At 58.7% G+C, this 18375-nt stretch carries 12 protein-coding genes; 2 read left to right on the top strand and 10 right to left on the bottom strand.

Going from position 1 to position 18375, the window contains the following annotated elements; genetic code table 11:
* Positions 1 to 44 precede the first annotated feature (44 nt).
* The gene (locus PH547_RS21865) at positions 45 to 2336 is read left to right on the top strand and encodes a transglycosylase domain-containing protein (RefSeq protein ID WP_285169466.1); all 2292 of its coding nucleotides are present in this window, start codon (positions 45 to 47) and stop codon (positions 2334 to 2336) included.
* A gap of 23 nt (positions 2337 to 2359) precedes the next feature.
* Here the strand turns inward: PH547_RS21865 and PH547_RS21860 are convergent, their stop codons facing one another.
* The 10 genes from PH547_RS21860 to PH547_RS21810 form a co-directional block, all read right to left on the bottom strand.
* On the bottom strand, positions 2360 to 2839 hold the full coding sequence (locus PH547_RS21860; RefSeq protein ID WP_285169465.1) for a LysR substrate-binding domain-containing protein: 480 nt from the start codon (positions 2837 to 2839) through the stop codon (positions 2360 to 2362).
* 267 nt (positions 2840 to 3106) lie between these two features.
* On the bottom strand, positions 3107 to 4087 hold the full coding sequence (locus PH547_RS21850) for a LysR substrate-binding domain-containing protein (RefSeq protein ID WP_285169463.1): 981 nt from the start codon (positions 4085 to 4087) through the stop codon (positions 3107 to 3109).
* A gap of 255 nt (positions 4088 to 4342) precedes the next feature.
* A complete protein-coding gene (locus PH547_RS21845; protein WP_285169534.1) occupies positions 4343 to 5608 on the bottom strand; it encodes an MFS transporter in 1266 nt (421 codons plus the stop codon).
* Between the two features lie 706 nt (positions 5609 to 6314).
* Positions 6315 to 8003 (bottom strand): ABC transporter ATP-binding protein/permease, encoded by a 1689-nt coding sequence (locus PH547_RS21840; RefSeq protein ID WP_285169462.1) that lies wholly within the window; start codon positions 8001 to 8003, stop codon positions 6315 to 6317.
* Between the two features lie 139 nt (positions 8004 to 8142).
* On the bottom strand, positions 8143 to 9315 hold the full coding sequence (locus tag PH547_RS21835; RefSeq protein ID WP_285169460.1) for an acetate/propionate family kinase: 1173 nt from the start codon (positions 9313 to 9315) through the stop codon (positions 8143 to 8145).
* A gap of 49 nt (positions 9316 to 9364) precedes the next feature.
* Positions 9365 to 11875, bottom strand: a complete 2511-nt coding sequence (locus PH547_RS21830; RefSeq protein ID WP_285169459.1) for a glycogen/starch/alpha-glucan phosphorylase — start codon at positions 11873 to 11875, stop codon at positions 9365 to 9367.
* 138 nt (positions 11876 to 12013) lie between these two features.
* Positions 12014 to 12673 carry a CBS domain-containing protein gene (locus PH547_RS21825; protein ID WP_285169458.1) on the bottom strand — a complete coding sequence of 220 codons (660 nt, stop codon included), beginning with the start codon at positions 12671 to 12673 and terminating at the stop codon, positions 12014 to 12016.
* A gap of 229 nt (positions 12674 to 12902) precedes the next feature.
* Positions 12903 to 14222: a glucoamylase family protein gene (locus tag PH547_RS21820; RefSeq protein ID WP_285169457.1), complete on the bottom strand. Its 1320-nt coding sequence runs from the start codon at positions 14220 to 14222 to the stop codon at positions 12903 to 12905.
* A 123-nt stretch (positions 14223 to 14345) separates the two neighbouring features.
* A complete protein-coding gene (locus PH547_RS21815) occupies positions 14346 to 16808 on the bottom strand; it encodes a phosphoketolase family protein (RefSeq protein WP_285169456.1) in 2463 nt (820 codons plus the stop codon).
* A gap of 476 nt (positions 16809 to 17284) precedes the next feature.
* The gene (locus PH547_RS21810; RefSeq protein ID WP_285169455.1) at positions 17285 to 17419 is read right to left on the bottom strand and encodes a hypothetical protein; all 135 of its coding nucleotides are present in this window, start codon (positions 17417 to 17419) and stop codon (positions 17285 to 17287) included.
* Between the two features lie 264 nt (positions 17420 to 17683).
* Here PH547_RS21810 and PH547_RS21805 point away from each other — a divergent pair, with 264 nt between their 5' ends.
* On the top strand, positions 17684 to 18373 hold the full coding sequence (locus PH547_RS21805; protein WP_104827575.1) for a GntR family transcriptional regulator: 690 nt from the start codon (positions 17684 to 17686) through the stop codon (positions 18371 to 18373).
* Positions 18374 to 18375 lie beyond the last annotated feature (2 nt).

Genomic DNA, 18375 nt, shown 5'->3' with positions numbered 1-18375 from the left:
CCACGATCGGATGGATATCAGACAAGGAGCCAGGCAACCGGGCAATGACATTTTTGGGAAGCCGCCGATCGAAGCTCGTTCTTTTCCCCCTGCTGATCCTCGCAGCTGGTGCCTCGGTCTTTGCCTGTCTCATCAATCAGCGCGCTCACCTGGATGCACCCGCCCCGACACCGATACTTTATGATCGCGGCGGCGCGTTCCTCGCCCAGATCGGCCATGCCGACAAGGAGAGCGGGCGCATCGATTATGGCTATTGGCCGTTGGAGCAACTGCCTGACCGCGTCGTGAAGGCAACGCTTGCACTCGAGGACAGGCGGTTCTACGAGCATGCTGGCGTCGATCCCTATGCCATCGGCCGCGCCGCCTGGCAAAATCTTGAGGGCATGGGACGCCGCTCGGGCGCCTCGACCATTGCCATGCAAGTGGCGCGGATGCAGCGGCCGGAATCGCGCACCTTCATGCACAAGATCCTCGAGGCCGGCACCGGTGTGTTGCTGACCCTGCGCTACGGCCGCGAGGCGATGCTGGCGCAATACTTGCGGCTGGCACCCTACGGCAATGGCAGCCACGGCATCGCCCATGCGGCACGGCTCTATTTCGACAAGCCGGTGGCCGATCTTTCCTGGGCTGAGATCGCACTGCTATCAGCCATCCCGCAATCACCGACCCGGATGAACCCGCTGCGGCCGGAAGGCTTGCGCCGGGCGATTCAGCGCGGCCACCAAATGCTGAACACGCTGGCGCAGCAGAAGATCATCAATGCCGACGAGGCAGAAATCGCCCATCGCCAGCTCGCCGACATGCGCATGCCCGACCTGCCGCGCCGCCCGGATGCTCTGCATCTCATATTGCGCTATCACGACCTCATCGAGAACGGCCAGATAGCACCAGCCTCCGCAAATACGCCGCTGATCCACACGACCATCGACCTTGCGCTGCAGACAGACGTTACCGCTCTCGCACGCCAATATCTCGATGGCTGGCGCTCCGCAGGCGCGCAGCAGGTCGGCGTCATGGTGGTGTCGCGTCAAACGGGCGAGGTCCTCGCCCAGGTGGGTTCGAGCAATTATTACGGCAGGCATGCCGGCGCGTTCGACTACACGCGGACACAGCGCTCGCCCGGGTCGACACTCAAGCCGTTCATTTATGCGCTGGCCTTCGAACGCGGCGTGCTGAAGCCGACCGACATGTTGCTCGATTTGCCGGAAGGCGCGTCGGGCATCGGCGATGCAGACCGCGAATTCCTTGGGCCAATGCTGCCGCGCCAGGCACTGGCCAATTCGCGCAACGTGCCCGCCACTAATCTGCTGCGCAGCATCGGTCTTGAGACGACATTCCGCTTTTTGCGCGATCTCGGCCTGCACGACCTTGAAACCCCAGCCGATCATTTCGGCCTCTCGATGGCGATCGGCTCGCTGCCGACACGCCTGGACAGGCTGATGCGGGCCTATGGCGCGCTGGCCAATGACGGCCAATTGCAGGATCTGCGCTGGGCGCGCGAGCAGCCGCAATCCCAATCCGTGCGGATCATTTCGCTCGATACGGCCCGGTTGATCACGTCCTTCCTCTCCGATCCGCAGGCCCGGCTGCCGAGCTTCCACCGCTATGGCACGCTGGAATATCCTTTCCCCGTCGCGATCAAGACCGGCACCTCCCAAGGCTACCGGGATGCCTGGGCGATGGCCTATTCCGAAAAAGTCATCGTCGGCGTCTGGATCGGCCGCGGTGACGCCGGCACCATGAGCAGGATGACCGGCGCCGGAAGTGCCGCCCGCCTCGTGCACGCGATCATCGACCGGGTTCATGGCAACAAGCCCGGAGACATCGCCGATGCGCGCTTTCCGACGCCGCCGGACCGCAAACCGATGGAGGTTTGCGTCGTCAATGGACAGTCAAATGACAACACCTGCGGCCAGACGCTGGTGGAATGGCTTAAGCCTGACGAGATGCCGAAGGTGGCAGCGCCGTCGCTTCGTCCGGACGCCAACCTCAAATCTTTGCCGATCAGTGCAGCAGCCGGGAGGAGCCAGAGCTATTCACTCGCCGGTGCCGATGCCTCCAACCCGCAGATCCATCTCGCCATATCAACACCTGCGCGCAACAGTCAGATCTGGCGCAATCCGGAACAGCCCGCCGCCTTCGACCGTCTGCCTCTGAAGGCCGATGTCCAACCGCATGTGCCGCAAATCGTCTGGTATGTCGACGGCCAGCCCTTCGCCGTCACCGACCCCGACCGGCCTGTCTTCTGGCCCATCCAGAGCGGCGAACACCGCTTCCAAATCCGCTTGCCCTACCGCGACGAAACCTCTGCCGTGGTACCCGTATATGTGCAATGAGACCGGTTGAAAAACCGATCGCCTTAGCGCAGGTCCGCCGTCTGCGAGAGAAACCATTCCACTAGGATGTTAAGCTTATCCTGTTCGGTTCGACGCTCGTTGGCCACCAGAAAGAAGGCGCCTCCCGTCTTCACCGAAACGTCTAACGGCCTCACCAGAAGCTTGTTTTGAAGCAAGAGCTGGGCGGAGAAATTCCATCCAAGGGCAATCCCCTCCCCCGATAGGGCTCCCTGCATGACCAATTGATAGTCATTCAGCACCATGTTTGGTGCTGCATCTACCGATCCCGCCCCCACGAGGTTGAACCACTCTCCCCAACTGAGCCGCTTGCGGTGCGGATCGAACGAGTGAAGCAGGTGATGGTCGGACAAATCCGCCACAGCGGTAACGGGAGCATGGTTCGACAGATAGGCGGGCGAGCATACAGGGAACACCACCTCGTCACAGACAAACCAGCGGGACGGCGGAACAGGCCATTCATTCAGAGAGCGTTCGATGGCCATATCTGCGGCCGCCTAAATCGTCGCTTCCATTCCGAAATGTCCGCTGCTGCGGGCCAAGATGAAGGACGCCGAGATCGTCCCACCTGCGATTAAAGCGTTCGGTGTACCTTTCGCAAAAGATAGCCCCCTTCACCGGCTCCAAGGTGGAACAACATCGTCGGCCCCTTCGCTACCCACCGCAATCCAGGTCCGGCCCACATCGCCTTAACGAAATCCTCGACGGACGCGACGCCGCCTTGATGAGGTGGATCGCGTTGACAAACCAGCTCAGAGGATATCTCCCATCGCCACTCCGCGAGGCTGGTGTCCTTGTTCCGGAGCAGCAAGATCCGTCAGGACGAAATCGATGAATTCCTGCACATGCGGCTTGTCCAGGGATGCTCGGTTCACCTTCAAATAATATCCCCGATCGACGCGAAGAGGGGCATCGAACAATGTGCGGAGCGCGCCTTCGTCCAGCAGCGATCGTACGAGATGATGCCACCCCAGAACGATTCCCTCGCCCTTGATCGCTGCGTTCACGAGAAGCGGATAATTGTTGCTGATCATGATGGGCGATAAGTGCGGCACATCGAGACCGTTCGCCCGGAACCAATCGTCCCAAGTGACTGGGTGCCATCCGATGGCGTCGGAGGTCCAGTGCTTGCGATGCAGGTCGAGCAAATCCGCTTGCCCCAGGCTTAAGGGGTCCGGAAATGGCCCGTGGCGTTCGAGATAATCCGGACTGCATACCGGTTGAACAATATCCGGAAAGAGGTAGCGGAGATTTTCCCCGACCTCGCAGCGTTCGTTTCCACAAATCAGGGAAAGATCGACCTCGTCGAAGTTCCTCAATGTGTCGTCCTCGTCCGACGCCAGAAGCACGAACCTCACGTCAGGCCGCTCGGAACGGAACCTGTCCACAAGGGATTTCAGCCAGAAGGCGATCGCCGCATTGGTACCCGAACAGGTGATCATGGGAAGATCAGACGGAGCATTAATATCGTTGATCGCATCGCAAATCTTGTCCAGCCCGCCGCTGACGGCAGTCAAGAGCCGTTGGCCATCGAATGTCAGTTCGAGGCTGTTGTGCTTGCGGATGAACAAGGTAACGCCCAGCGATTTTTCGAGGCCACGGATCTGCTGGCTAATAGCGGCCTGGGTCACGTTGAGCTCGTTCCCGGCGAGGGTAAAGCTGAGATGCTTCGCCGCAACTTCGAAAGTGGCGAACGAACCGAGAGAGGGAAGGTAACGGCGTTTGATTAGCATCCAATAACATCGTCGTCAGAGGGATCGTCGATAACAAAGTCGCATGTCTTTTCCGACACGCAAAGGCCGCTGCGACATTTCATAGTCGCGACAGAAGAACTATGTCGCGAGGCATCCGAATTGCGATTGAGCACGGATCTGGACCTCGTGAGACCTCCTGTGTGAGAATGGGATGTGACACCTCCACCCTCACACAGAAACCTATCGCGCAATAGCCATCAGCGTGTTCGCAAACTTGCCAAAGCAAAGCGCCAGCTAGTGCGAATACCCCGCGGCCGTTTCACTAAGGCTTTTCCCTCTTGTCTCAGGCGCCCACAGTTGAGACACCAGCGCGCCGCTGAAGACAACACCCGCCGCGACCAGCATGGCCGCCGAAACCCCGAATTTCTCCACGCCTATCGGCAACAGGAACGTACCCATACCCGCGCCGATCCGGCTGACAGCGGCTGCAAAACCGGTGCCGACGCCACGAACCTCGGTGGGGAACACCTCGCCGGGATAGATACTCGTCAGCGTCCCATTCATCGCATTCAGGAACGAGAAGACGAGGAAGAGGCCCAATACCACGGCTGGAGGCGCGTTCGACCACAGGCCAATGACGAGGAAGACGACCATGGTGATCCACTGCGGCGGGACCGTGAACAACCGGCGACCTGCCTTGTCGATCAGCGCCACCGTGACGGCGACCCCGATCACAGCAACCATCGACAATCCGACACCACCGGCGAGCCCGCCGTTGAGGCCGTAGTGCTCCAACACATTGTCTGCGAAGGTCGCGATCGCGAAATATGGCAGGACGTTGCAGAACCAGAACCACGAAACGAAAGCAGTCATTCGCCAGTATTTCGCGGAGAAGAGTTCCGAGAACTGGCCATGACGAACCTCTTCGTTCTCCATGTCCGCCATATCCCCGGCGCTCTCCAGATATTTGCGTGCGATGGCGCGGGCCTCATTCTTGCGGCCCTTGCTCCACAACCAGCGCGGCGACTCCGGCAGGCCGAGCCGGGCGACGAACAAGACGACCGCGATAAGCGTGCTCGTGCCGATGATGAAACGCCACGGCAGCGGTGTCGGCAGGTTCAGAATGTAGCCCGCCGTGTACCCGATCATGAATCCGCCATACCAGGCGAGGATCGTGACGCCCATCAGCCGCCCCCGCAGTCGGGCGGGCGCAAACTCCGACATCAGCGGCCAGCCGACCGAGTACTCAGCACCTATGGCAACGCCCATCAGCAGCCGCACCACAAACAACATCTCAACCGAATTGATGAAGAACTGCATCGCCGATGCGAGTACGAACAGCGCCATGTCGATCATGAAGAGCGGCTTTCGGCCGAACTTGTCGCCAGCCCATCCGCCGAGCGGCGAGCCGATCAATATCCCGAACAGCGCAGCGGACGCGATCAGCCCCATGTCGGCCGTCGACATACCCATATCTTGCTTCATCACGGTGGTTACAGGGCCGATGACCCCGAGGATGTAACCGTCGAGGAGCATTCCGCCCGTGAGAACGGCTATCATCCTTATCATGAAGCGTCTTTTGAACGCGGTGGATGTCTCCTCCCCTATGGTCACGCCTGCGACGGCTGCTTCCCTCTCTAGTAACATTGTCTCCTCCTTTAGCTAACGATACACATTTCCCATGCTGCGGCTTGTCTCAGGGATGGGGATGCCACACCGGCCGATCCTGTGATCGCCAGAGAGGCTCTTCCCAAATGCACTGATTTCTCAAAGGCCGCGGTAACTTCGTGGACAGCGGCTACGTCGAAGCCATCGGTGCGCATAGCGTCGATGGCTGCCGTGGTGATATCCCGATATCAGGGAACATGTCCGCGATGCCGGCTGGACATCGGTGCCGCCCCTTCGTCCAGGCAAGGAAGCGTCGCCGATCGGCACGGTATGCGGTCAATCTCCGGACACGACGACGTCGTTCAGATCTCGGCAATGAGAATGGAATTGCGGATTACGGCCATGGGTCTGATGTTGATGGCAAGGCCCGTCGCAATGTGATGCCTGATCATTGGCACTCCTCCGAGTGGTAAAATTCCTGATGAGCGACGGTCCGACAATGTTGCATTTTGGGTATTGGGGCCGGTTATGGCAAACGAGGATCTTCATGAGCGCAGCATAAGGTGCGCGTTATCCTGTCGGCTCCGGGCCAATGTCGATATTAATGGGAATGTTTAAGGAAGACCCGTTTAAGTGCCAAGCGACAGCCGCTTTGCGGTCACGAGCGTCCTCGTTGGTCGATCCAATTCCAGGATCCGTCTGCATGACACTCTAGCACAGCATCATATGCCTCCCGCTGGATATCCGCTTCCGCCAGGTTTACGCAGGCAATCTTTCGCTCGGCAAGGAGTGTAAGGATGTCGCGCAGCAGGTCGTGACCGAAGATCACGTCTGCATTTTCAAAAAAGACATGGGAGGGAGCTGCGATAAGGACCCCTGCAATTGCCACAATCTGTTGGTCGCGTGGCGACAACCGGGTCGACCAGTCGTCCTCCTTATCGAGATCGTCGGTTTCCAGAACGGGTGCAAATCCCAACCGTTTGAGGAGAGAAAGGATCTGCTCATCCGTCACGTCGCTCGACCGCCCCGATGGCACAAGTATCTGCCGCAGAGTTCCGGGAGCAAGATGAGTGCGTTGGGCGAGAAAACGCAACTGATCGCGTGCGGGACGAATGATGCGCCCCTCTCCGGATATGCCAATCCCGGCAGTTGCGCGAAACAGCGCGGTGGCCGCCGCATTGTCGTCTCCCACTACGACCACACGGGCGTCCGCAGGGAAGGTCGCCGAAAGATCCTTGAGTAGCGCATGGCCCGTCGCCGAGGTGAGCGTAACGTGGTCATAGGCAAGATGACCATCGTGCTCAACGATTTCCAGGTTGGTTTTCGTTGGCTGACTAGCATCTTCGATCGCCTCAATGAGGGAGCTGATGCGCGCCACGACTACCGCGAAATTGGAAATCGATTTGAATTGGCTGACGATAAATGAAAACGCACCGACAAGCATCGCAAAGGCGGCGGCAGACTGGGTAATGACGCCGAACTCCATGTCTCCGCGGATAAATACCGGGGCTATGATGAGGATCGGAATGATCTGAGTCATCCAGTTGTAGCCCGTCGTGAAGAAACCGACATTGCGGTTGATGACGATTATGCGCCTGAAGTTCATGGCAAGTTCATCGAAACGCCTCAGCAAGAGATTGGCGTGCCTTTGCTCTCCTCCGCCAAGCATGATCGATTCCGCGTTTTCGCGCACGCGGATTAAGCTGGACCGGAACGCAGCCTCGCGATCGAGCTGATCGTAGCTCAGACTGATCAGCGGGCGGCCTAGTAAGATCGTCAGGTAAGATCCTGTGGCTGCGTATACGACAGCCGCGATGAATAGCAGCGGACTGATGAGCCAAAGTACGCCTGAGAAGGTCAGGACGGTCAAAAGGCTGTTCAGTAGCATCAATACGAAAGAAAGGGTCGTGATCGTGAAGGCGTTGATGTCATCGGCAATCCGCTGGTCAGGATGGGCGAGCTTGCCCCGAATCCCGACGCGGTAAAACGTCCCTCCGCTCATATAAATACCAACAGCGCGGCGCGTCAGGAATTCCCGCCAGAGCAAGGCCAGCCGCTCCTCCGAGAACCTGGCGATCACCGAGACGATGGTCGATGCCGCGAAAGCCATGGCATACAGGATGGCCTGGCGAATGAATTCGGCCGTCTGCCTTTCGGCGATGGCGGTCATGAAATGCCGACCGACGAAGCTATTGACGACGTTCAAAGCACTGATGCCGCCGAAGAGAGCGACGAGAGCGAAAAGAAGAAACTTGGCTCTTCCGCCCACATCCGATGTCATGAAGATTTTGACCGCACGGACGAACCTTGTTGCCGTCACCTTGAGCGGAATATGCTGGTTATTCATGTTCGCCCCCGTTTTACGCTGGAGAGAATTTATGGCCTGCGAAAGCGTCTTGACAGAGAACGGCGCTCGCGATCCGGGGAGTACGCGCGAAGTCCGCAGTGGCTGAGACTTCCGGAAGCATCGGCGAACAGCCCGCCTATCAAGCCTTGATCAGCGCCAACGTGTGCCGTGCAATCATCAATTCCTCGTCGGTCGGCACGACATAGACTGCGACCTTGCTGTCCTCACTTGATACCAGCAACTCGCCGGCATCGTTTCGCTCAGGGTCGAGCGACGCTCCAAGCCAGCCTAGCTTTTCGGCAATCCGCGCACGCATTGCCGGCGAATTTTCCCCGACGCCAGCCGTGAAGACGAAGGCGTCCAGCCCACCCAGCGCCGCCGCCAGCAAGCCGGCGTTAAGGCCGATGCGGTGCACGAAATGGTCGAGGGCCAGCGTCGCACCGGCGTCGCTGCTGGCAAGCAGATCGCGCACGTCGTTGCTGATGCCGGAAAGTCCCTTGAGGCCAGATTCCTTATAGAGAAGGTCCTGCAATTGCACTGCCGTCATGCCGTATTGCTGGAGCAGATAAAGGAGTACGCCGGGATCGATCTGCCCGCATCGCGTACCCATCGGCAATCCATCGAGGGCGGTGAACCCGAATGTGCACTCGACGCTTCGCCCGCGGTTGAGCGCGCACATGGAGGCGCCGCTTCCGAGATGGGCAACGATGACCCGTCTGCCGCTAACGTCCGGCGCGACCTCGGCCAGCTTTCCGGCCACATATTCATAGGACAGCCCGTGAAAACCGTAGCGCCGGACACCCTCGTCGAAATAATGCGCCGGAATGGCATAGTGGTCGGCCATCGGATCATGGCCGCGATGGAAGGCGGTATCGAAACAGGCGACTTGAGCTAGCTGCGGTTGGTGCTCCAGCAGGATGCGGATGGGCGCAAGATTGTTTGGCTGATGCAGCGGCGCAAGCGGCGTGTACCGCTCCAGTTCCCGCACCAGGTCTTCATCGATGCGCGCTGGGCGCATGTGGTCTGGACCGCCATGGACGACACGGTGACCGACGGCGATCAAACGGCCCTCGTGACGCTCCCGCAGCCATTCCCCCACCAGACGCATCGCCGCCGGCAAGTCGGGAACGGTATCGCGTGGGTAATCTTCGTCCGCCAGCCGATCGCCGCCGGCGCCCTTGATGGTCAGGCGCGGCGCGGTGCCGATCCCTTCCATCCTCCCCTTGATCCGCCGTGCAAGCGTATCCGCCGCGGCGAAGACCTCGAACTTCAGGCTGGAGGAACCGGCATTCACGACGAGGATAGTGTCCATGGCATCAACCGCTCCGCATAGGCTGTTCGAAGTCGCCACCCACCACAAGTCAAGGAACGGGACAGGGTCTCGCGTCCCAGATTTCGGCCGCATACTCGGCGATCGTGCGGTCGCTTGAGAACTTTCCGGAGCTTGCGATGTTGAGCAGCGCTTTACGAGTCCATGCACGAGGATCGCCGTAGAGAGACTGCAAACTCTGGTCCGCTTCCAGATATGAGGTGAGGTCCGCCAGATGTCTGAAGACATCGCCGCTCGTCAGGAGGATATTGCGTAGCGCGTCCATGACCCCAGGTTCATGACGGCAGAAATGACCTGATAGGATCAGGTCCAGCACCGCACGGGTTTCGGGTTCGTTGTCGTAATGCCAATGTGGGCTGTACCAGCCGCGGCTCCCCGCGACTTCGTCAGCCGTCAGCCCGAACAGGAAAAAATTTTCCTCGCCGGCGGCCTCGGCCATTTCGATCGTGGCGCCATCACGAGTGCCGATCGTCAGCGCGCCGTTCATCATGAACTTCATGTTGCTGGTACCGCTCGCTTCGTATCCGGCTGTCGAGATCTGGTTGGAGACGTCACTGGCGGGGATGAGGCGCTCTGCCACCGAGACGCAGTAGTCGGGCATGAAGACGACCTTAAGGCGCCCACGCACTTGAGGATCGGCATCTATCGTGCCGGCGAGGTTATTGAGAAATTTGATTATCAGCTTCGCCACGTTGTAGGCGGGCGCTGCTTTGCCGGAAAAGAAGAAGGTACGCGGCGTCATATCCAGGCCGGGATCTTCGCGGATCCGGTTGTAGAGCGCGACGATCCTCAATGCGTTCAATAATTGCCGCTTGTATTCGTGAATGCGTTTGACCTGGCTGTCAAAGATCGCGCTGGGATCGACGACGATGCCGGCGCTCGATTTCAGCCATCCGGCAAAGCGGTGTTTTGCCATACGCTTGGCTTCCCGGACCTGATCGACAAAGCTGTCGTCAGCGACGAGCGGTTTTAACCTTTCCAGCTCGCTGAGGTTGGTGATCCATCCCTCGCCGATGGCATCGCTTATGCAACCGGCAAGCTCCGGGTTGGACATGAGCAGCCAGCGTCGGGGTGTCACGCCATTCGTCTTATTGTTGAACCGGCGCGGGAATATCTCCGCGAGGTCCTTGACGGTGGTTTCGCGCAGCAATCTTGAATGGATCTCGGCTACCCCATTGGTGCTGTGCGAGCCGACGATGGCAAGATGGGCCATGCGCACCAGACGCTCGCCACCATGCTCGATCAGGCTCGCCCGCTCGACCCGGCCCTGATCATCCGGAAAGAGGGTGAGGATCTCCTCCCGGAAGCGACGATCAATCTCCAGAATGATCTCAAGGTGACGCGGCAACATCAATTCGAACCACCGCAGCGGCCATTTCTCCAGCGCCTCGGGCAGAAGCGTGTGATTGGTGTAGGCAAGGCAAGCCCTGGTCAGATCCCATGCGTCATCCCAACTGAGATCCGCGTCATCGAGCAGGATACGCATCAGTTCCGCAACTGCCATGCTCGGATGCGTGTCGTTGAGCTGGATCGCCACCTTGTCGGGCAGAAAATGCCAATCGGTATTATTTGAGCGAAATCGCCGGACGAGGTCGGCAAGGGAACATGCGACCAGGAAATATTCCTGAACGAACCGCAGGCCCTGTCCCATGCTCGTCGAATCGTCGGGGTAAAGAACCCGGGTGACTGTCTCGGCCGTTAGTCGCTGTGCCAGCGCACTGACGAACTCACCAGCGCCGAAGGTCTGGAAATCGAAGCTCTCCGGCGTTGCAGCCGCCCAAAGCCGCAGCGTGTTTATGGTCCTGCCGCCGTAGCCGATGATCGGGCGGTCGTAGGGCATGCCGATCAAGTGGGACGGTCTACCGACCGCGACCCGCAAATTCCCGCCGCGGACCTCGAAGGAGCAGCCGAGTTTGATTTCCACGGCTTCCTGCGGGCGAGCGACCTCCCAGGGATCCGGCCGGCGCAACCAGTTGTCCGGCTGCTCGCGTTGCCAGCCATCGACGATCATCTGTTTGAAAATCCCGTACTCGTAGCGCAGCCCATATCCCATCGCCGGCAGTTGCATCGTTGCCATCGAATCCAGGAAGCAGGCGGCGAGCCGCCCCAGCCCGCCGTTGCCCAGCCCCGCATCGGGCTCCTCGGCAAGAATGGCCAGTTCGTCTATGTGCTCGTGATCGAAAAAACGTCTGGCGAGCGGATCAAGCCGGAGATTGAGGATATTGTTGCTGAGAGATCGCCCGATCAGGAACTCCATCGACAGATAATAGACCCGCTTCGGGTTCTCCATGCTGTAGGTCTGTTCCGTCCGTTGCCAGCGCTGCGACAGCACATCCCTGACGGATCGGGCAATCGCCTCATATCGCTCACGGTTTCCCGCATTCTCGGGAGCGATAACATTGTCGAACAACAAATGACGCTCATAGAGCCCGTCATGGCTTCCCCTGAATTGGATCGGCCCGCAACCATATTGTTCTGGAAGATGCAGAGAGGAAAGTGACTTGAAATCCTGCGGCTGAACAGCCGCCTTCTCGCTGCTCATGCTACCCCCCTTGCCGTGCCCTGGCAGACACTCCAACAGTTGTAATTGGTTCCCGCATTCACGAGGGCCCGCTTGTGTGGGCGGCTCCGGCACTCTGGTTGCCAAGTCTCCGAAGGTCCAGGGCCCTCTTCTGGTTCTCTAGGTCTCGCGCTTCGGAAAATGATCCACAACGCCAGCGACGCCGCGGACACTCTCGGCAGCGACGCGCGCCGCCTTCCGGCATTCCTCCGTCGAGACATTTCCCCACAAATGCACCACGCCGTTCGCCACGGTCACCGTCAGATCCTGTCCTTCGAGACCGGTATTCTCATTGAGGCGGATCAGGATGCTGCGACGGATCGCTTCATCACCAGGCGCCGTTTCATCGGGCTTGGCGAAGATAATCGCCTGGAGAAGATCGGCGCGGCTCACAATGCCGACGACGGCGCCCGCTCTCGTCACTGGAAGGCGCTTGATGCCGTGCTCCTCCATCAGGTTAGCGACGCGTGCAAGCGGCGTGTCCTCCCCGATGGACACCGGATTGCGGCTCATCACATCGGCAACCTTCCAGGCATTGCTCTTGATGTATGTCCTGGCCTTTTCCTCCGGGGACAACGACTCGTCGGCCATGGTTCGATGACCTAGCTCGGATCTCCGCAACAGATCGCCCTCTGTGATGAGGCCAACCAATTGGCCCTCATCGTCGATAACCGGGATGCCGCTGACATGATTGGCGAGCATCAGCTCTGCGGCCTGCTTGACGCTATTGTCCGGCGAGACCTTGATAATTCTTACTTTCATCACGTCTCTGACCAGCATCACTCCGCCTCCGACGTAGAAATCCAAGCCACAAATTCGCCGTTTCTAATATAGCTCCGCACAAAGGCTGAGACAACTCAGGGACAGTACTGAGCAAGGCCCGCGCAAGCGAAAAATGGGGCTCCGACTATCAATGATTGGGTCTAAGATAGTCGCCTGGCCGTACATCCCCGCAACAGGTTTGGCGCTGCAACGGGTAACCGTCAGTGCTCTCTTCGCAGGCTCTCCACTACAGCCACGCGCCGGCAAATCCCGCCCTCCGCAGTCCGCGGACGACCGGCTCGCAATTGCGCATCAGTTTCCAGAGGAAACCGGTTCGATAGTTCTCGATCATCAGCGCCACCGGCCCTTGATCGATCCCAAAATGGTAAGGGCTGGTCCACCACCCAGTTGGGCTATTCTCATCCTTGAACGTCTGATTGAAGGACGGCTTGAAACCATAGAGCCGCGTCATCCCCAGCTTCAGGGCAGCGAAATTGCGGACGGTTGGAATGACGATCTCAGGCGCAAACGGCAGGGACGCAACGACGACCCAGGGCGAGACGGTACCATCGTCCGGTCCGAAGGGTGCGCCACGCGCGACATAGTCGAAGAATTCGCGGCGCTGACCGCCAATATCCCTGGTCAGCCAGCCGGGGCCGTCGCTTGCGGTGAATCCCCAGCAGTGCTCGCCATATCCTTCGAACCCCAAGGGATTTCGAATCGCATATTCCTGCTGTACGAAGGTGGCTTGCCGACTATTTCGGAAATAATCGCTGTCATGCTCCCGCATGAATTCATCGCGAATGTCTCGGAAATCGATCCACATATGCGAAAGCTGATGCGTGAAGAGAGGACCGGAATAAAGCAATTCGCGCCCGAAGATGTTTCGCCACTCGTAGCTTTCCGTGTAAGCCGCATAGCTTTCCTGCGGTAGCGGATGGGTCGGCGAGCCAAGTCCGAGGATGTAGAGAAGCAAGCCTTCGTCATAGCCGCGCCAGCGATAGGGAATGAAACCGTTTTCCGGTCGCCAGCCATGGGTCAGCGTCGCGCCGTGGTCGCAAGCCCAGTTCCAATCCGCCCGCTCGTAGAGTGCCGTGGCAAGTTGCCTGACCTTCGCCTCATCTTCTGAGTCCCCATCGAAATAGGTGGCGACGGTCAAAGCACCGGCAAACAGAAAGGTCGAGTCGATCGTCGACAATTCGCATTGCCAGACCCGCCGCCCTGTCTCGATGTCGAGGAAATGATAGAAGAAGCCCTTGTAGCCCGAGGCATCAGGTTCCGGCCCCTGGTGGCAATGCATCAGAAATTCCAGTCGCCGTCGAGCGATCTTGGCGGCGAACTCGCGAATAACGACGCCGCGCTCAACCACGACCGGAATGGTGGCAAGCCCCATGCCGACAGCGGCGATGCTTGCCGGTGCGCCCGCTTGTGTCTTGTCACGCACCAGCCCGTTGTCCGGGTTGGTGCATTGGAGATAGTAAAGCAACGTCGTGAACTGAAGGCGACCGAGATCCTCTTCGGTTGGCATGCGGTTCAGATCAGGATCGGTCGACTGTAGTTCCGACATGACCGACCCATCACCAAAACGCAATCGGAAGGCGGACGACTGGTCGGCCTGCAGCTATGTCATTTGCGGTCAACCGCAACATATGTCCGCCTCCTTGTTTAACGGTCATCGGCCTATCGCCATTTAAGTATTGTCGCCTTCCGTGGACGTCGTTCCCTTCACCTGCTCCATACTCTTGACGCCCCATTTCCAGCCGCTGATCTGAGGCATGTCATCGCCATGCTCCTCGATGTACTGCCGGTGCTCAATCAGCTTCTCGCGGATCGCCTGCTTGAAGTAGGCCGCGCGAGCGCCGAGTTGCGGCAGTCGATCGATGACATCTTCGACAAGGTGGAAGCGATCGAGCTGGTTAAGAACGACCATGTCGAACGGTGTCGTCGTCGTTCCCTCCTCTTTGTATCCTCGAACATGCAGATTGTCGTGGTTGGTGCGCCGGTAGGTCAGGCGATGAATCAGCCAGGGATATCCATGGAACGCGAAAATGATCGGCTTATTCTTGGTGAAAAGCGCATCGAAATCGCGATCGGGAAGCCCATGCGGGTGCTCGTTCGAAGGCTGCAGCTTCATGAGGTTGACAACGTTGACGACGCGCACCTTCAATTCGGGGATATGCTCACGGATGAGTTGGACTGCCGCAAGCGTCTCCAGCGTCGGCACGTCGCCGCAGCATGCCATCACGACGTCGGGCTCCGATCCCCGATCGTTGCTGGCCCACTCCCAAATACCGACACCTTCAGCGCAGTGCTTGATCGCCTGATCCATTGTCAGCCATTGCGGAGCCGGTTGCTTGCCAGCCACGACGACGTTCACATAGTTGCGGCTGCGCAGGCAATGATCGGTGACGGAAAGCAGCGTGTTTGCATCCGGCGGCAGATAGACGCGGATGACCTCGGCCTTCTTGTTGACAACGTGATCGATGAAACCGGGATCCTGGTGGCTGAAGCCGTTATGGTCCTGCCGCCAGACGTGCGAGCTCAGGAAGTAGTTCAGCGAGCCGATTGGCCGTCGCCAGGGAATGTGGTTGCACACCTTCAGCCACTTGGCATGCTGATTGAACATCGAGTCGATGATGTGGATGAAAGCCTCGTAGCAAGAGAAGAAGCCGTGGCGCCCCGTCAGCAGATAACCTTCTAGCCAGCCTTGGCATTGATGTTCGCTCAGCACCTCCATCACACGGCCATCGGGCGACAGGTGATCGTCCTCCGGATAAATCTCCGCCATATAGCAGCGGTCGGTGACTTCCAGCACGTCCTGCCAGCGGTTGGAGTTGTTCTCGTCGGGGCTGAACAGCCGGAAGTTCTTGCTGTCCATGTTCAGCTTCATGATATCCCGCAGGAACTTGCCCATGACGCGAGCGGATTCCGTCGTTGTGGATCCGGGGCTCGGCACCGAGACGGCGTAGCTGCGGAAGTCCGGCATCTTCAAATCGCGCAGCAGCAGACCGCCGTTTGCATGCGGGTTGTCGCTCATCCGGCGATGACCGCTTGGCGCCAACGAGGCAAATTCGACGCGCAACTTGCCATTCTCATCGAAGAGTTCTTCAGGCTTGTATGTTTTCATCCAGTGTTGAAGGATCTGGATGTGTTCCGGTTTGTTCATGTCGCCCATCGGAACCTGGTGCGACCGCCAATAGTCTTCGCATTTCTTGCCGTCGATTTCGCTTGGGCAAGTCCACCCCTTGGGGGTGCGGAAGACGATCATGGGCCAAGCCGGACGGCTGACATTCCCTTTGCCTCTAGCTTCCGCCCAGATCCTCTTGATCTCCGCGACTGCCGTGTCCATGGCTGCGGCCAGTTGCTGCTGTACCTGATCGGGCTCATGCCCTTCAACGAAGAGGGGGGCATAACCCATCCCCTCGAAGAATTTCCTCAGTTCCTGCTCTGGAATGCGGGCGAGGAAGCACGGATTGGCGATCTTGTAGCCGTTGAGATGCAGGATCGGCAGCACGCATCCGTCACGCGCGGGATTGAGGAACTTGTTGCCATGCCATCCCGTGGCGAGCGGCCCTGTCTCTGCCTCCCCGTCACCGACGACGCAAGCGACGATAAGATCCGGGTTGTCGAAGGCTGCGCCGTAGGCGTGGCTCAGGGCATAGCCCAGCTCACCCCCTTCATGGATGCTTCCAGGCGTTTCCGGAGCGACGTGGCTCGGAATGCCGCCAGGAAAACTGAACTGCTTGAACAGCCGCTGCATGCCCTCCGCGTCCTGCCCGATATTCGGATAGACTTCGCTGTAAGTCCCTTCCAGATAAGCATGTGCGACGAGCGACGGTCCGCCATGGCCAGGCCCGATCACATAAATCATATTGAGGTCGTCGCGCTTGATCACACGGTTCAGATGCACGTAGAGCATGTTCAGGCCGGGCGACGTCCCCCAGTGGCCGAGCAGACGCGGCTTGATATGCTCCCGTTTCAGCGGCTCTTTGAGCAACGGATTGTCGAGCAAATAGATCTGCCCGACAGACAGATAGTTCGACGCCCGCCAGTAGGCGTCCATCAAGCGGAGTTCCTCGGCTGATAGCGCACTTTCTACCTGGGACTTGCCTGAAAATTTCTCGTTTCTCACTGCGGTTTCAAGTGAAGTCATCTGAGCCTCCCATCAAAATGGCAATGCAGAATCTCTCCAGTTACTGTCACGCAAGCAAATGCAGTCTCACTACTCTACGATCATCGATCTTGCTGCTTTCCATATGTGGAAAATGTCGTCGATGCTCTCCAGGCTCTCCATGGAATAGTGGGCTCTCAGCTTTAGCGACCAATCATTGTTCGCCGCGTACATGCCGTTAGAGCATACCCGTCACCTCATTTTCAGGACTCTTCTCCGGCTTAAGGAATTGGAACTTCCATGGCGAGTGGACAGGGAACTGCCGAACGACAATCGCCTCGATCACCCATGCCATTTCGATTGCCCCATCCCGTTTGATTTCAGAGATATTTCTGCAACTTACCAAGCGTAAGCGGGGCGCTACAGAGGAGGAGACGAAGGCGTCGCCTGTATCGTCGGAGCCAAGTGCCATGCTGGCCGTTAACCCAACGCTCGATTGAAAAAATTCCACCTTCGGATCAGATCGCCCTCACTGACGAGCCCTGCTCTTCAGCGTTAATGACAGGAACGCCGCCTTCGTGATGATCAAACTTGAGCTTGGCCGCCGGTCTGACGCCGATGTCAGGAAGCGGTTTGAAAACCTTGATCGTCATCACATCTTAGGAGAGCATGCTAGTCCAGGCCAACCATACCCCACGTTGCGCCATTAGTAAAATCTAAAGTAAACCTGTTGGAACCATTCCGCAACTGCTTCCATGCCGGCTTTTTTCGTGTTGAGGGCCATTTCCCGCCGATCTGCCCGGCCCGCACTATGGATCGAGAACGGCCGGCCGACCCCTCGCCGCAGTCATTTTGCGATTGAATTCGCCATAGTCTTCTCCTTATATAGGACGAATTCTAAAATCTCGGAGAGACTCATGCGGCAAGAAGATATCGAAGAAACCGTCGCCGAGAGCAGTTACAGGCAGATTCGTGCCGATATCATCTTCGGACGGCTTTCGCCGGGGCAAAAGCTGAAACTGGAAAATCTCAGAGGTGCTTATGGGACCAGCGTCAGCACGCTCCGGGAAATCCTCAACCGGTTGACCTCGGAGGGCCTCGTCGTCGCGGAGGGTCAACGGGGCTTCGAGGTGGCGGGGGTCTCCGTTGCCGATCTCAGGGAGATTGCCGCACTTCGGCTTTTGCTCGAGGAACATGCGTTGGAGCAATCCTTCGAACAGGGCGACGTGGAATGGGAGGCGCAGCTCGTGTCGGCCCATTACAAGCTGGCGCGCATGGAAGCGATGATGGCCTCTGGCGATACAGCCCGGGCCGAAGACTGGAAACGTTATGACTGGGAATTCCACCAGGCGCTGATAGCCGCTTGCGGCTCGCGGCTGTTGATGGAAACGCATTCCTCCGTCTTCGACAAATATCTGCGCTATCAGATGGTTGCGCTCTCCTATCGCGGCGGCGTTGCCGAAGAGGAGCACAAACAGCTATTGGACGCAGCGCTCAGGCGCGACAGCAAGACGGCCAAGACGATCCTTCAGCGCCATATCCAAGCGGGCGTCGAGCATGCGCTCGGCAAGGGCCTGCTCTCCTCATCTGCCAGACTGACGAAATAACA

The sequence above is a fragment of the Rhizobium cerradonense genome (genome assembly GCF_030182455.1).
In the GTDB taxonomy this organism is placed as follows: Bacteria; Pseudomonadota; Alphaproteobacteria; order Rhizobiales; family Rhizobiaceae; genus Rhizobium.
The sequence above is the reverse complement of the archived record's forward strand: the minus strand, read 5'-3'. Positions and strand labels throughout refer to the sequence as shown.